This is a genomic window from Sediminicola arcticus (assembly GCF_040566695.1).
Classification (GTDB): Bacteria; Bacteroidota; Bacteroidia; order Flavobacteriales; family Flavobacteriaceae; genus Sediminicola; species Sediminicola arcticus.
Map to the genome: position 1 here is coordinate 66,244 of NZ_JBEXAE010000005.1, position 15,260 is coordinate 81,503.

The 15,260-nt window shown below is 39.1% G+C and carries 16 protein-coding genes and 1 pseudogene; 3 read left to right on the forward strand and 14 right to left on the reverse strand.

Annotation, left to right across the window (positions count from 1 at the left end; translation table 11 throughout):
• Positions 1–75: 75 nt before the first annotated feature.
• The 3 genes from ABXZ36_RS11220 to ABXZ36_RS11230 all read left to right on the forward strand — a co-directional run bounded on the left by ABXZ36_RS11220 (position 76) and on the right by ABXZ36_RS11230 (position 3,761).
• Positions 76–561, forward strand: coding sequence for a GNAT family N-acetyltransferase (locus ABXZ36_RS11220; RefSeq protein WP_354615687.1), 486 nt, complete (start codon positions 76–78; stop codon positions 559–561).
• A 36-nt stretch (positions 562–597) separates the two neighbouring features.
• Complete coding sequence (locus ABXZ36_RS11225) at positions 598–1,848, forward strand: aspartate kinase (RefSeq protein WP_354615688.1); 1,251 nt, start codon at positions 598–600, stop codon at positions 1,846–1,848.
• An 86-nt stretch (positions 1,849–1,934) separates the two neighbouring features.
• A complete protein-coding gene (locus ABXZ36_RS11230; protein WP_354615690.1) occupies positions 1,935–3,761 on the forward strand; it encodes a GNAT family N-acyltransferase in 1,827 nt (608 codons plus the stop codon).
• A gap of 58 nt (positions 3,762–3,819) precedes the next feature.
• Here ABXZ36_RS11230 and ABXZ36_RS11235 read toward each other — a convergent pair whose 3' ends face one another.
• The 14 genes and pseudogenes from ABXZ36_RS11235 to serS all read right to left on the reverse strand — a co-directional run bounded on the left by ABXZ36_RS11235 (position 3,820) and on the right by serS (position 15,167).
• Positions 3,820–4,308, reverse strand: a complete 489-nt coding sequence (locus ABXZ36_RS11235; protein WP_354615692.1) for a GNAT family N-acetyltransferase — start codon at positions 4,306–4,308, stop codon at positions 3,820–3,822.
• 10 nt (positions 4,309–4,318) lie between these two features.
• The gene (locus ABXZ36_RS11240; protein ID WP_354615693.1) at positions 4,319–4,810 is read right to left on the reverse strand and encodes a DUF6428 family protein; all 492 of its coding nucleotides are present in this window, start codon (positions 4,808–4,810) and stop codon (positions 4,319–4,321) included.
• A 20-nt stretch (positions 4,811–4,830) separates the two neighbouring features.
• Complete coding sequence (locus tag ABXZ36_RS11245; RefSeq protein ID WP_354615694.1) at positions 4,831–5,154, reverse strand: ArsR/SmtB family transcription factor; 324 nt, start codon at positions 5,152–5,154, stop codon at positions 4,831–4,833.
• Between the two features lie 79 nt (positions 5,155–5,233).
• Positions 5,234–5,929: a TM2 domain-containing protein gene (locus ABXZ36_RS11250; RefSeq protein WP_354615695.1), complete on the reverse strand. Its 696-nt coding sequence runs from the start codon at positions 5,927–5,929 to the stop codon at positions 5,234–5,236.
• A gap of 51 nt (positions 5,930–5,980) precedes the next feature.
• Positions 5,981–6,367: pseudogene (locus tag ABXZ36_RS11255) on the reverse strand (VOC family protein).
• A gap of 398 nt (positions 6,368–6,765) precedes the next feature.
• Complete coding sequence (locus ABXZ36_RS11260; protein ID WP_354615697.1) at positions 6,766–7,641, reverse strand: DUF2911 domain-containing protein; 876 nt, start codon at positions 7,639–7,641, stop codon at positions 6,766–6,768.
• A gap of 62 nt (positions 7,642–7,703) precedes the next feature.
• Positions 7,704–8,639 carry a 2-hydroxyacid dehydrogenase gene (locus tag ABXZ36_RS11265; protein ID WP_354615699.1) on the reverse strand — a complete coding sequence of 312 codons (936 nt, stop codon included), beginning with the start codon at positions 8,637–8,639 and terminating at the stop codon, positions 7,704–7,706.
• Between the two features lie 8 nt (positions 8,640–8,647).
• On the reverse strand, positions 8,648–9,013 hold the full coding sequence (locus ABXZ36_RS11270; protein ID WP_354615701.1) for a cupin domain-containing protein: 366 nt from the start codon (positions 9,011–9,013) through the stop codon (positions 8,648–8,650).
• Between the two features lie 93 nt (positions 9,014–9,106).
• Positions 9,107–10,462, reverse strand: a complete 1,356-nt coding sequence (gene mgtE / locus ABXZ36_RS11275; RefSeq protein ID WP_354615703.1) for a magnesium transporter — start codon at positions 10,460–10,462, stop codon at positions 9,107–9,109.
• Complete coding sequence (rsmA, locus tag ABXZ36_RS11280; protein ID WP_354615705.1) at positions 10,449–11,324, reverse strand: 16S rRNA (adenine(1518)-N(6)/adenine(1519)-N(6))-dimethyltransferase RsmA; 876 nt, start codon at positions 11,322–11,324, stop codon at positions 10,449–10,451. The genes mgtE and rsmA overlap by 14 nt, the downstream gene beginning before the upstream one ends.
• A 20-nt stretch (positions 11,325–11,344) precedes the next feature.
• The gene (locus ABXZ36_RS11285) at positions 11,345–11,662 is read right to left on the reverse strand and encodes a gamma-glutamylcyclotransferase family protein (RefSeq protein ID WP_354615707.1); all 318 of its coding nucleotides are present in this window, start codon (positions 11,660–11,662) and stop codon (positions 11,345–11,347) included.
• Between the two features lie 12 nt (positions 11,663–11,674).
• The gene (locus tag ABXZ36_RS11290; RefSeq protein ID WP_354615709.1) at positions 11,675–11,986 is read right to left on the reverse strand and encodes a DUF4286 family protein; all 312 of its coding nucleotides are present in this window, start codon (positions 11,984–11,986) and stop codon (positions 11,675–11,677) included.
• A gap of 10 nt (positions 11,987–11,996) precedes the next feature.
• The gene (locus ABXZ36_RS11295) at positions 11,997–13,787 is read right to left on the reverse strand and encodes a tetratricopeptide repeat protein (RefSeq protein ID WP_354615710.1); all 1,791 of its coding nucleotides are present in this window, start codon (positions 13,785–13,787) and stop codon (positions 11,997–11,999) included.
• Between the two features lie 108 nt (positions 13,788–13,895).
• Positions 13,896–15,167 carry a serine--tRNA ligase gene (serS, locus tag ABXZ36_RS11300; RefSeq protein ID WP_354615712.1) on the reverse strand — a complete coding sequence of 424 codons (1,272 nt, stop codon included), beginning with the start codon at positions 15,165–15,167 and terminating at the stop codon, positions 13,896–13,898.
• Between the last annotated feature and the right edge of the window lie 93 nt (positions 15,168–15,260).

Genomic DNA, 15,260 nt, shown 5'->3' on the forward strand with positions numbered 1-15,260 from the left:
TTTTGTGAAACTACAACGATTTCGCCAAGGTTTAGTTTTTTAAATTTATAACTTTGTGTTTTATTTGTAACAATTATGGGAGACTTCACAATTAGGGATGCGCAAGCGAAGGATATGGTTAGAGTACTGCAACTTATTAATGAGTTGGCAGTTTTCGAAAAAGAGGACAATGCCGTAGAGGTATCGGCTGATGACTTAGTACGGGACGGTTTTGGTGAAAAAAAACTGTTTCATTGTTTCGTGGCAGAATCTAATGAGAAGATAGAGGGAATGGCCTTGGTATATCCGAGGTATTCTACTTGGAAAGGCCCAACTGTACATTTAGAGGATCTAATAGTGACCGAAAAAATGAGGGGTAGTGGTCTTGGGACAGCCCTTTTAAATCAGGTTGTTTCTTATGGCCATGGGTTAGGAGTAAAGCGCATCAACTGGGAGGTTTTAGATTGGAACGAGCCTGCCATTAACTTTTACGAGGCGAAAGGGGCCAATGTTATGCGAGATTGGGACGTGGTACATTTAGATGAGCAGGGAATACAGAATTATTTAAATAATTTAAAATAGGCTAATAACTAGAAATTAAAGTAGAAACGATAATATATGAGAATCTTCAAATTTGGGGGAGCATCGGTTCAGGATGCGGCTGGGGTAAAGAATGTGGTTAATGTGCTAAAAGAAGTAGGTCATGAAAATACCCTTTTGGTGGTGTCAGCTATGGGTAAGACGACGAATGCTATGGAAGTTGTGGTCAATGCCTATTTTAAGGATAAAGCTACCTTGTCTTCCGCAATTCATGAGGTGGTGAAATACCACAATGACATCATAATGGATCTGTTCGAAAATGAAAAACATCCTATTTATGGTAAAGTGAAAGCCCTTTTTGAAGAGGTTCAGGGATTTTTGGCGTGGAACAAATCTCCAAAATATAGTTTTGTTTATGATCAGGTAGTTGGATATGGAGAATTGGTTTCCAGTATCATATTAAGTGCCTACTTAAATGAGGTAGGGATTACCAACAATTGGTTAGATGTTAGAGATTTTATAAAAACAGATGATAATTATAGGGATGCTACGGTAAATTGGGAGGTAAGCCAGAAAAGGGTTGCCGAGGGCATTGATAGATCAAAGTTAAACATCACCCAAGGATTCTTGGGGAGTGATGAAAATAATTTTACTACTACCTTAGGGAGGGAAGGATCTGATTATACGGGGGCTATTTTAGCTTATTGCCTAAATGCTACCGAACTCACCATTTGGAAAGATGTTCCAGGGGTTTTAAATGCAGATCCAAGATACTTTGAAAACGCACGTTTATTGAATAATATATCCTATACGGAGGCCATAGAACTTGCTTTTTACGGGGCTTCTGTTATTCACCCCAAAACGTTACAGCCTTTGCAGAGAAAGGAAATCCCCTTGCACGTTAAATCCTTCTTGCTCCCTAAAGATCCAGGAACTACTGTAGGTAAAGGAATTGGAATTGAGCCAGAGGTTCCTTGTTTTATAGTCAAGAAAAATCAGGTGTTGATGAAATTATCATCCTTGGATTTTTCTTTTATTGTGGAAGACAGTATCAGTGAGCTTTTTAAACTTTTGCACGACCATAAAATGAAAGTAGATCTCATACAAAACTCAGCCATTAGCTTTTCGGTCTGTGTGGACAATAAGTTTGGGAAATTACAAGAACTTCTAGATATATTAAAGAGCAGGTTCAAGGTAGTCTATCACGAAGGGGTCTCCTTGTACACCATTAGACATTTTGATGCAGAATCTATTGCATCCCTTCAAAATGGGAAAGAAATCTTGTTGGAACAAAGGGGAAAAGAGACCGTGCAATTGGTAGTAAAATAATGAGATAGAAGGATGGGTTGAGGATTTTGTAGGACGTTTCAACTTGCTTTTTCCTATATTTACAGTGACCAATTTTTAAATGAACTATGGGCCTTGTAACAGCAAAGGAGGTAGCGAAAGCTATTCGTATTGATAAATATGGCGTTTTAGGTACTTTTATGGGATGGTTCTTAATGAAAGTCACCAGGTTATCTAGCATCAATGATTTTTATAAAGACCACCAACATTTAGAGGGTACTGCTTTTCTGGATGCAATTCTGGAACATTATCAGATCAAATTTGAAATTCCAGAGGAAGATTTTAAACGTCTGCCAAAGGAAGGTGCCTATATAACTATAAGCAATCATCCTTTAGGGGGTATTGATGGCGTACTTTTATTGAAATTAATGTTGCAACACCGAGAGGATTTTAAGATTATCGCTAACTTTTTACTATACCGTATAGAGCCAATGGCTCCCTATATTATGCCCGTCAATCCTTTTGAAAGTCATAAGGATGTCAAGAGCAGTATTGCCGGATTTAAAAATGCAATGGGTCATTTAAGGGATGGGCATCCTTTAGGAATATTTCCAGCGGGTGAGGTGTCTACCTATAGGGACGGCAAGTTGATTGTGGACAAGCCTTGGGAGGAAGCTGCATTGAAACTTATAAGAAAAGCAGAAGTCCCTGTTGTTCCCATTTATTTTCATGCTAAGAACAGTAGGATGTTCTATCATCTTTCTAAGATCAGTGACATTTTTAGAACTGCAAAATTACCCTCTGAAGTAACTACACAAAAAAATAGGGCGATTAAGGTTAGAATAGGACACCCAATTTCTGTTTCAACCCAAAACGAACAGGAATCCCTTGAAGAATTTACCGATCTTTTGAGAAGAAAGACGTATATACTTTCCAATGCTTATGAAAAGGAAAGTTTGTTAAATAAAGTGCCTACCACTTTAAAGATTCCTAAAGCGCCTAAAAAGATTGCAACGGCAGTACGTACAGAGGTGATACAAGAAGAAATAGTACGCTTAAGGGAAAAGGACTGCCGTTTGTTGCAAAGCAAGAATTATGAGGTTTTCTTAGCAACAGCCAAGGATATGCCCTTTATTTTACAGGAAATAGGAAGACAACGAGAAGTGACCTTTAGGGCCATTGGGGAAGGGACTAACAAGTCTATTGACCTAGATAGTTTTGATGAATATTACCACCACCTATTTTTATGGGACGATGAGGATAAGGCCATCGTTGGGGCCTATAGAATGGGGATGGGCTCTGAAATTTTTGAGAAATACGGCATAGATGGGTTCTATTTGCAGGATCTGTTCCGATTGGAGCCAGAATTATATGAGATGATGAGTCAGTCCATTGAAATGGGGCGGGCCTACATCGTGAAAGAATACCAGCAAAAGCCAATGCCTTTGTTCTTGTTATGGAAAGGGATCGTACATACTACCTTGCGCTATCCCGAACATAAATACCTTATAGGAGGGGTAAGTATCAGCAACCAATTTTCCAATTTCTCCAAATCCCTGATGATAGAGTTTATGAAATCTAACTACTGGGATCCTTATGTGGCCCAATATATCAGACCTAAAAAGGAATTCAAGGTCAAACTAAACGATGCTGATAAGGAATTTGTTTTTGATGAGACAAAGGCAGATTTAAATAAGTTCGATCGCCTAATAGATGAAGTAGAGCCAGGAGCCCTACGATTACCGGTATTGATAAAAAAGTATATAAAGCAGAATGCAAAGGTGATTGCTTTTAATGTAGATCCTTTATTTAATAATTCTGTAGACGGGTTAATGTATATCAAGATCGCAGATTTGCCTGAAAGTACCGTAAAACCTGTTATGGAAGAATTCCAAGCTGAATTGGAGCGCAAATTGGCGGAATCCCAACAAAATGGAGATATTTCATTAGACTAGGTAAACATTTCCATGACCAGAGTTAAAAAAGCCCAAGTAGATCTACTTGGGCTTTTTTTTAGACACCTATCTTGGTACTTCGTCGTTCATATAAAACATTATCCTTCCAAACATCATATAATTGGGCCACTTTTTCCCGATACCCTATTTTTCTGAATCCCAATTTCTCATGAAGTAGGATACTGCTTTTATTATCTGGAAATATGCCTGATTGTAATGTCCAATACCCTGCTTCCTCGCTCTGTAAAATTAGGTGTTTCAAAAGTAGTGTGCCAACACTACTGCCTCTACTTTTAGCGCCTACATAAACACTAAGCTCTGCCACGCCAACGTACACACAACGACTTGATACATGGGAGAGGGCCGCCCAACCCACTATTTGTTGTTCAAGTACTGCAACCAATCTACAATTGGTCAAATGGTTGTTATCCCAATAGTCATAGGTGGGTACCTTTGTTTCAAAGGTAGCATAACCTGTTCCTATGCCCTCCGCATAAATAGAAGCTACCTGTTCCCAATCTGAAGCGATCATTTTTCTGATCTCCATAATCGTATGTTTAGCAGCAACCGCTGCCAGGAGCACATGAATTAGACAAATTTTCTTGCAAGGACACCTCTTGTATGCCGCATGTTTCTTTTGCCTTACAGTCCGTTTTTTCTATCCCCAAATGCAATAGCAAGGTGTCCCCTTGGATGGTATGGTCATTGACGAATAATTGGGCTGTATGGAATTGTGGATTACTATATTCAAATTTGACTTCAGTTTCCTTTACCATAGGTTTTATTCGGTCTACCTTGGACAGTATGCCCATGGCCTTGTAGGCAGACATATAGTCCTTTTTGTCCTTTTCGGTCGGACTTTCCCAGAGTTGTATAATGGTTTCTTTCCAATAGTCGGTCCCAGCGCCACAATCTACAGAATCAATAGTGATGTTCTTTACTTCCGTGATATGATAATTTGCACCTATGGTCTTGCCTATTTGATATTCAAATACAAGACTCTTATTTGGGTGCTCCCTTAGAAGGGATAGGAATTTTGAGGTTTTCATAAGCTTATGTTTAAAATTGTTTAACAGCAGTTAGCTTGTGTAGTATTAAAAAAACTATTTAATTGCGATTGAATTTCATCCCATTTTTTTAAATCGATGCAATAGCACACCGTTTTTCCTTCTATTTCCCCCTTTAAAAGACCAATACTTTTTAGCTCCTTTAGGTGTTGGGAAATGGTGGGTTGGGCCAAACCTATTTCTTCTACTATATCATTACAGATACAGGTTTGCTGTTGGCTGATGTATTGGATAATTGCAATACGGGCCGGGTTGGACAGAACCTTAAAAATAGTCGCCAATTCATTTTGTGCCTTATTGAATATTTGTGTTTTAGTGGTACCCATAACGTATTTATATATTGCAATATTACGATATTAAAATTAAATAAAAAAGTCAAGATATGGTTTCCTGACTTTTTTACTATTAAAACCAGGGTTTACGCCCTACTTGGTATGTGTTGTAAAAATCCTCGTCTGACTTTGTCAAATAGATAATTCCTTCTATTAGTCCAACTGCCCATGTTGCTAATACAATAAAACTACCAAAGAATAGGCAGGTTGTTGCATAACCTATTATTGAAATCACTAAAAGAATAATTCCTTCTTTTTGATATCCTAAAATGAACTTATGAATACCTAGGTGACCTAGGATTATAGCTAATATTCCTGCTAGTATTTTTTTGTTGTCTGCATCCGCGCTCTTTAGGCCTTCAGAAAATTCATTAGCAGATTTTTTGGCCTCCTCCTTAAAGCCATGTGCACTTTCCTTTGCACCTTCCTTGAAATCCTTAGCAGATTTTTTGGCATCTTCGTAAGTCTCTTTAGCCCCTTCTTTAAAGTCCTTAGTCGTTTCTTTGGCCTCCTTCTTTATGTCTTCAGCTTTCTTCTTGGCATCATCAAAGGCCTCTTTGGCCTCTTCTTTTACCTTGGAAGTCTTTTTTTCTGCCTTCGCACCAGTTGCCTTAACTGTTTTTTTGGCGGAATCCGCAGCCTTGGTAGTCTTTGTTTTTGCTTTCGTTACCTTTTTCTTAGCTGTTTCACCTGTTTTTTTTGTAGCCTTTTTTGCACCCTCCATTGCATCTTTGGCCTTATCTCCTAAATCTTTGTTTTCTTCTGACATGGTTACTTGGTATTGGTTTTTTGTCTACTAAATGTAGTAATTATTTCATTATCAAAGAAATACTTTGTCTATGGGTTCCCAAAGTTCTAATTTATTGCCCTCCGGATCTAAGATCCAGCTAAACTTTCCACATTCATATTCTTCCATCTTCCCTACTATGGTAACCCCTTCTTTTTTTAGGACCTCTAATAATTCCACTAAATTCTCTACTCGAAAATTCATCATAATTTGCTTTTGACTTGGTTCGTAATAGTTGGTATCCTCGCTCATGGGATTCCATTGGGTAGAACAATCCTTGCCCTATTTATCCTTCCACCAAAAGGTGCATCCGTATTGGTCTGTGTTGAGGCCTAAATGGGTGTTGTACCATTTCTTGATGCTATCGGGATCTTTAGATTTAAAGAAAAAACCTCCCAAGCCCGTAACTCTTTTTTTCATGTTTATTGATTTAAATTAGATTGTCTGTATAATTGCACACCTAGTCTAACCATTGTTCTAAGTTTATTTATCAAAGCTTCAACCTTCTTCTTAAAGTGAAAGCAACTTTTTCCTTTAAGACATTTTTACACGGCTAGGGAAAGAGTTGCAAATTGCTTGGAATAGGTATATATTAGAAAAAAATAGAAGCGTATATCTTTGGGTTTGAACACAACACTGGCAAAGTAAAAGCCATGCACTGTTTGTTTCCCTTGCGTGACTGGTTTCGTGCCGCACACCTGAAATAGTTCATCAGATTCCTTACTCGCCCTAAGTGGAGGTACAAACGATTTTAGAAGAAGGTGCAGTTTATGTTGTATTTCTGGTAATTCCATATCCTTTATGACAATGGATTTAATCTACTGTAGGGATTGAATCAGTCTTTCGTTTAACCTTACGTAATCCATATTTTCTCCAATTCGAGCTAATTCCATGGATTTCATAGCGGTATCTATTGCCTGTTTTTTGTTGCCCATCTTCGCTAAAATCTTCGCTTTTATATGGAAAACCCAATATTGCTCTTCTGCGATTCCTTCTATTGCTTTATCTATCCATTGTAAGGCCATTTTGGGATCGCGATCTGTTTCATAATAGTAGGAGGCACCATAAAAGTAGCTCACAGAATTTTCGGGTTTGCCATCTATTAATTGCGTTTTGATATCTATCATGACCTTGGCATCCACGTCAGATTCTATGCTGAACATAGCTTTTGTATGTTCCCATTTCAGATTGAGATTCGCCGAATTGGTGGTGAAATCCGAAAAACTTATCGTAAAGGTTTCGTAATGGCTACTAGGGTGTTTCACAGGGACTTGAAACCGAAGTTTGTCATCTTTTGGATCATAACCCAAGGCTCCCCACCAACTTAAATTTTTACTCAAGATTATAGTTGCATTCTCTTTGGTAAAGATGGTATACAGCGCATACTCCCCCGCAGGTACGGGTTTGCCGTTGAGTTTTACAGCCTCGCTGAAACTTATTTTAGTGGAAGCATTGGCACCAGTGCGCCAAACTTCATCATAGGGGATAAGGTTTCCCGCTACTTGTCTTCCTTTTGCACTGGGTCTTGAATAAACCACCTTGACCTCTGAAAAGCCAACAGGACCCTTTATTTCAAAGGTTGGACTTGGTGCTGGCATCGCAATTTGACCGAATGAGCCTAAATGCCATAAAGTGATAAGGAGGAAAAGTCCGACACTTCTCAATTTATTGAAATTGCTGATTTGTAGTTTCATTTCCTTGGTTTTTAAGCGTTCGTATTAAAATTACACGAAATTTTCCTAACCAAGGACAGCGTTTAGCTAAATTGTTTTTTTACCTTATCTACAATGGTTTGTGCCAGTTTTTCCTTGCTTTCTAGTGTCCATCCTGCCACATGTGGGCTCAACAGAACATTTTCTGCTTTGATGAGGTATTCAAAGGCAGCTGGCATTTCTTTGGAAAAAAGTTGCTCAAAAGAAGATTTCTCGTATTCTAGGACATCGAGACCTGCTCCAAGGATTTTTCCTGATTCTAGGGCAGCGACCAAATCTTGGGTCACAACACTTTTACCCCGAGCTGTATTTAAAAACCAAATAGGTTTATAGAATCCATTGATGAATTCAGAATTAATCATGCCCATGGTCAAAGGAGTTTGGGGGGTGTGTAAACTGATCACATCTGCCCTTTGTCGCAGTTCCATGATCCCCACCTGTCTGGCATTCTTATCTCCGACGCCACCTTGAATATCGTAACAAATGATCTCTACATCAAAACCTGCCAGTTTTTTGGCAAACGCTTTTCCCATATTGCCATATCCAACGATGCCTACGGTCTTTCCGTCCAATTCCAAGCCGCGGTTCCCTTCCCGATCCCAAACACCTTGACGGACCTCTCTGTCGGCCTTATTTAATTTATTGAAAAGAGCCAAAAGCATACCCAGGGTATGTTCCCCAACAGCGTTCCTGTTCCCTTCTGGGGCGGAGGTAAGAAATATTCCTTTATGTTTGGCGTATTCCACGTCTATATTTTCCAAGCCCGCGCCAACACGACCAATAAATTTTAGATTGGTGGCCTTTTCTAGAAAGCCCTCGTCAATGGAGAATCTACTACGTATAATAATGCCATCATAGGAACTGATCTTAGCTTCTATCTCTTCCTTACTTGAAGTATAGTCCGTATCGTTTGTGTATCCTAATTCTTCTAGGCCTTTTGCTAGAACATCGTGATTACTATCTAAATGGAGAACTTTCATAATCGGTTTTAAATCTTTGGATAATCGGTTTGCGTTTTTTCGTGTGTTACGTTGCCGGTATGTGCTGTAGTGGATTTCTCAAAAAGGAGTACTTGGACTTCCTCATTGTCTTTGGTCATAGGGTTGTGTTCCACTCCTTTTGGGACCACTATAATTTCCCCTTCCCTGACCACTTCTGTTTTATCCCTAAACTGCATGTATAGGGTTCCCTTTAGTACTTGAAAGAGCTCATCTTCATGTTCATGGGTATGCCAGACAAACTCGCCTTGTAACTTGGCTAAAAGCACTTGCATATCATCTACTACGGCAATCTGGTGAGGGTGCCATTGCTTGGTGAATTCCGCGTGCTTTTTTAGTAGATGGATAGGTTTCATTCTTGATTTCTTTGTTTTTAAGTGCCCTAGGGATTGAAGCTAGCTACCGTGTAGCGCGTAGAGCCCGGCACCAATATTTGTTGGTGTAGTGCCCTAAAAATTTAACATAAATTTTGCAATTGAAAAATAGATGAGTATTCCCAAAACATCATTACTGGTAGTGATAAATGGTCCTGTTGCAATTGCAGGGTCTATACCCCTTTTATTTAAAAAGATAGGGATAAAAGTGCCTATCAATGCCGCATTTACAATTACTGTGACCAATGCTATGCCCACGGTAAAAGATACTATGTAGGAGGTGTTAAACCCAAAATGGCTGATCAGTAAAAATATAAATGCAAGAGCCAAACCGTTGACCAAGCCCAATATCAATTCTTTTAAGAGACGCCCCCAGATTTCCCCTTTAATGGAATCATTTGCAAGACCTTGAACCACGATTGCCGAGGATTGTACCCCAACATTTCCTGCCGTAGCCTGCATTAGGGGGATGAATGCCAGTAATATTGGAAATTTTATAAAGGCTCCTTGAAATACATTGATGATACTCGCTGCACCAATACCACCCATCATACCGATAAATAACCATGGCAGACGTGCTTTTGTGAGTTCCCAAATGCTATCATCTGCTTCCACGTCCTGGGAGATACCTGCCGCCATTTGGTAATCTTTTTCGGCCTCTTCCCTTATGACGTCCACAATATCGTCAATGGTAATTCTTCCTACGAGTCGGCCAATTTCGTCTACTACGGGAATGGCTTCCAAATCATATTTAGACATGATCTTGGCAACCTCTTCCGGTTTTTCGTTAACGTTAACGTAATCGACCTTAGGAATATAGATATCTTTTATATGTGTCTTGGTAGAAGTGGTCAATAAATCTTTAAGGGAAAGCCTACCTTTTAGTTTTTCCTCATCGTCCACCACGTAAATGGAGTGGACTCTAGTCACATTTTCTGCCTGAGCTCGCATTTCCTTCACACAGGTTAGGACGTTCCAATTTTCGTTAACCTTGACTAATTCTTTCGCCATTAGTCCACCCGCCGAATTCTCATCATAGCGCAAAAGATCAACAATATCCTTGGCATGCTCCTTGTCCTCTAACTGAGAAATGACCTTTTGGACCATTTCTTTTGGAAGTTCTCCAACAATATCCGCGGCATCATCCGTATCTAATTCATCTAGCTCTTCTGCAATTTCCTTAGCAGAAAGATTCCCTAAAATGGCCTCTCGGATGTCCTCATCCAATTCTGTTAGGATATCAGAGGTCTTATCACTGTCCAGTAATTTAATAAGGTAGGTGGCCTCATCATCGTTAAGCTCGTTGATGATTTCCGCAACATCCGCATAATGGATATCTTCCAAAAGGAATGAAAGTTCTGTATCCTTTTGTTCTTTTATCAGCTGTTCTATTTCAGCTATAAGATCATTTGTTAACTTAAATGGTATCATCCTCTATCTTCTTTGTCAACGCAATAAAATCGGTCACAGCCAACTGTTCCGGTCTTTTGTCAAATATAGTATCTTCTTTTAGAATATCTGATAGCTCCAGGGTTTTTAAACTGTTACGAAGGGTCTTTCTACGTTGGTTGAAGGCGGTTTTTACCACTTTGTAAAAGAGCTTCTCGTCGCACGCAATGGTCAGGTCCTTTTTTCGGGTGAGCCTAAGTACTCCTGATTGTACTTTTGGTGGGGGATCAAATACTTGGGGGTGTACTGTAAATAGATATTCAGCATCGTAATATGCTTGCGCCAAGACTGATAGGATACCATAAGCCTTACTTCCTTCTTTTTCACAGATTCGTTGTGCCACCTCTTTTTGGAACATCCCTGTAAATTCAGGAATCTGTTCCTTCATTTCTAGCATCTTAAATACAATCTGGGTGGAAATATTATAAGGAAAATTCCCGGTAATGGCGAATTGCTCTTCCCCAAAAATTGTGGTAAGGTCATACTTTAGAAAATCGGCTTCCAAGACTCTAAAATCGCGTTCGCGTTGCATCACTTTTGGATGTTCTAAAGGAAAACTATGGTTGAGGTAAATGATAGATTCCTCATCTAGCTCCATAGCCACCAAATCAATATCTTTCTGGAGCAGGTATTTGGTAAGCACTCCTGTACCTGGGCCAATTTCGATCACGTTCTTATAGCCTTCAAAGGACAAGGTGTTTGCAATTTCTTGGGCTATATTTTCATCCTTAAGAAAGTGTTGTCCTAGGTGTTTTTTTGCTCTAACAGGACCCTTTTCCTGACGAGAATCCTTTTTTTGACTAGTAAAGTTAGGACTGTATTTTTTTCCTTTTTTTTTAGACATGGAACTGTTTTGATTCGTAATTAAATGTAATTTTCTACATAAACCCAAGCCTTTTTGCCTGATGCTAAGGTAACCAATATTCTCTTGTAGGCTTCCCCTTCATAGGTATCGGTATCTAAAAGCTCTTGAAGTGCTAAGCTGTAACGGATGCCTTCCAAGCGGTTTATTGGATCATTTGTTTTATGAATAACAGTATACCTCCCCATGATTTTTTTCTTGGATAATTGGTATCTTATTAAGATATCCGGTTCACCCGAGAGTACTCTTCCAAACAGCTGCAATTGAATGTCTTGGTCCTGTAAGGTGCCATAGGTAAACAGTTGAATAAGATCTTTCAAGAACGATAAAAGTTAAAATTCACCAATAATTTCAAGTTCTGTCCGAAAAGCCACCATTTTGTCTGCAAAAAGTTTTAGGGCTTTTTGGCGCATTACCGGAGCATCTTCAGTGTAATATTTTGTTAAGGTCTCCTTGCTGTCTGTGGTGTATTGAACGGAATATGTAGAGCCTCCCATTTGCTCCTCTACTAGGACTTTGCATATTTTTGCCTGTGTGAATTTTTCTGTTGCCAACATTTCTGGGATATGCGTTTTTTGCATCCAAGTAAGCCATTGATCGTGCGCGGAATCTTCAATATTAGTGGTTACGTTATATATATACATAGCTTTATTTTTAAGGTTGGTTTAGGGCATCACCTCTTAAGATCCTATAATTTTTTCGTGCCAACGGAAAGTAATAACTGTCCTGATAATCATAAATTATCCTTTCATAATGTTCCTTGGCCTTTTCGGGGTCGTTTAGTTCATTTTTGTATAATTCTGCCAATGCAAAGTAAGCATCATCGGCTAGTATACCGTTACTATAGAAGGTGATAATTTTTTGATAGTTGAATTTTGCTGCCTCGAAATCTTTAAGGCTTTCTAGCAATTGTCCTTGTTTGAAAAGGGCTTCATCTTCAATTTTTTCGCCCTTGTGGTTTTCAAGGATGTCATTTAATTCGGAAATCGCTTCCTTAGTCTTTTTTTGATAGGCCAAAAGATCTGCTTTGGCATATTTTTTTAGCGCTATTTGGGTTGAATCTTCCAAAGAATTATCAGAAATCAAAAGGCTCAGTTGCATTGCATCGTTAGCTATGAGCTGGGATGTGGAACTACGCAACACTTTTAATTGGGTCAGAGCCCAATCAAAATCACCCTTATAAAAACTGGTCTGCGCCACCTTAAAACGAGCATCTTGTGCAAGGACATCATTTTTAAGATCTTTTTGAACCTGTGAAAAGTCGATCAAGGCTTCATTAAATTTTTGATTGTAAACTAAAATATCGCCCAAGGCCATTTTTATATAGGCACTCCCATATTTGTTCAACGGGAGGTCCAAGCATTGCTTGAGAATACCAATGGCGTTATCGGGTGAGTCCAATTTAAACGTGAGGAAATTGGCATAAGCTATCTGCAATTGTAGTGACTGACTATTATAGCCATAGCCCTCCATAAGTTGTTGAAAATAGTTGTCTATAGCTTCCAATTTTTTAGCATCAGCATCTAGTAGGTCTATTTCTATAAGGCTTAGCTGCGCGTTTAGTTTTATGCTGCCCTCATACCCATTGCTTACAATATATTCATAGATGGTTTTGGCATCTTCCATGGCATTGTCTTCCATGGCGAGGTTGCCCAAACTCACTAAGCGTTGTAAAGTACCTTCAGGATCCCTTTTATAAATCGCTTTTTCTTGATTAAAAGCACTGTTGTATTGTTTTTGTTGCACAAAAAGCCAGCTTAGAAGTTCGTTCCAAAGGATATCTGGATTCTTTTGTGCGTTCTGCAGTAGAATCCGTTTTAGTTTAATATTGTTTTCGTTAGCTGGATCTGACGTTATAAAATCATTTATGTTTTGCAGAATATTACTTTTAGAAGTACTACCATTGCTAATTAGGGTGAGATATGATTCGTACATTTTTTCTATATCTCCTTGCTCACCGTAGATCCTTGCCTTTTGAAAGTTATAATCCAACTTGGGATTTAAGGCCATGGCCTTTGTAAAGGCCCTTAAGGCATAATCCAATAAAACATACTGTTGAAATTTTGAGCCTAAAACATAACCGTAATTGGGATTTTCATTGATACGTTCCAATGCCTTTTCATAGTATTCTGAAGCTTTTTTTGTAAGGCCTTGCAGGTCATAATTATGCCCCAATTCAATTAGGAGGGTAGGGTAGGTGTTGCCATTTTGGATGCTTTTTAATAAGAATTGCTCCCCTTCGTCATAGCGCTCCAATTGTTGATAACAGGCAATGAGTCCTTCCAAATAATCTGGACGTCTTGGATTTTTATCTGCGAGTTTCTGATAAAAGATCAGAGCCTTTTCAAAACTACCGTCATTGAAATATTGCTTCGCCAAGAAATCATCTTGTGAATAGGACGACTGAAGGTAGAATAGAGCAATTATAATTAGAAGCGGTCGCACTTTGAGTTTTTATTCAAATATACCATAGAATATGGAAAGATGGTGTTAAGGGAGTCTAAAACAAAAGCCCAGACTTGTGTCCGGGCTTTGTTTTTTGTAGAAGATGTTTTAGTTAATCCTGTCAAAACCAGTGTATGGGCGAAGTACTTCTGGGATCATTACGCCTTCTGGTGTCTGATAGTTTTCCAAAATACCTGCTAATACTCTGGGGAGCGCCAAGGAACTACCGTTTAGGGTATGTGCAAACTGACTTTTCCCTGTTTCATCTTTAAAACGCAACTTTAATCGATTGGCTTGATAGGTCTCAAAATTTGATACGGAGCTAATTTCCAACCATCGGTCTTGGGCTGTAGAAAATACTTCAAAGTCATAGGTTAGTGCTGAGGTAAATCCTAAATCCCCTCCACATAGCCTTAAGATCCTAAAGGGCAGTTTCAGCGCTCTCAATATGTTTTTTACGTGCTCTACCATCCCGTCCAAAGCTTCGTAAGATTTGCTTGGGTGCTCTACCCTTACAATTTCTACCTTATCAAATTGGTGCAGGCGGTTCAGACCACGTACGTGGGCGCCATAACTCCCAGCTTCCCTTCTGAAACAAGGGGTATATGCGGTATATCGGATGGGAAAATCACTTTCATTTAAGATAACATCTCTAAAAATATTGGTCACTGGTACTTCAGCTGTAGGAATCAGATAAAGATCATCTTCTCCTACGTGGTACATTTGCCCTTCCTTGTCGGGCAATTGGCCTGTCCCATATCCAGAAGCTTCATTTACTAAATGGGGCACCTGAATTTCGGTGTATCCCGCCTCTGTGTTCTTGTCCAAAAAGTAAGCAATTAATGCCCTTTGTAGTCGGGCTCCCTTTCCTTTGTAAACAGGAAATCCTGCTCCTGCTATTTTGACTCCAAGTTCAAAATCTATGATATCGTATTTCTTTGCAAGCTCCCAATGTGGCAATGCATCAGAGAATAATACAGGTATAACCCCTTCCTTGAAAATTTCTTCATTGTGTTCTTCCGTGCTGCCGGCAGGAACAGAGTCATGAGGTACATTGGGGATTTGGTACAACAATATTTGTAGCTCTTCTGCGGTGGAGGTTAAATCCTCAGCGAATTGTTTGGAGTCTTCTTTTAGGGTTGCTGTCTGTTCTTTGAGACCATTAGCCTCTTGTGATTTGCCACTTTTAAAGAGTATTCCTATCTCTTTTGAGAGTTTGTTGGATTCAGCTAGGGTGTTATCCAATTTTGTCTGCAGAGCACGTCTCCTTTCATCCAATTGGATTATGTTGTCCAATAATGGAGCCGCATCTATATTTCTCTTATTAAGGGCGGTAATAATACCCACCGTATTTTCACGTATAGCTTGTAGCTGTAACATTGATCTTTATTTTGATGGCACAAATTTAATGGATTACTCTTAATTACTTTAAGAGTTTTGGGCTTAAGTTTTATGGAGCTAAAAATAAGTCTT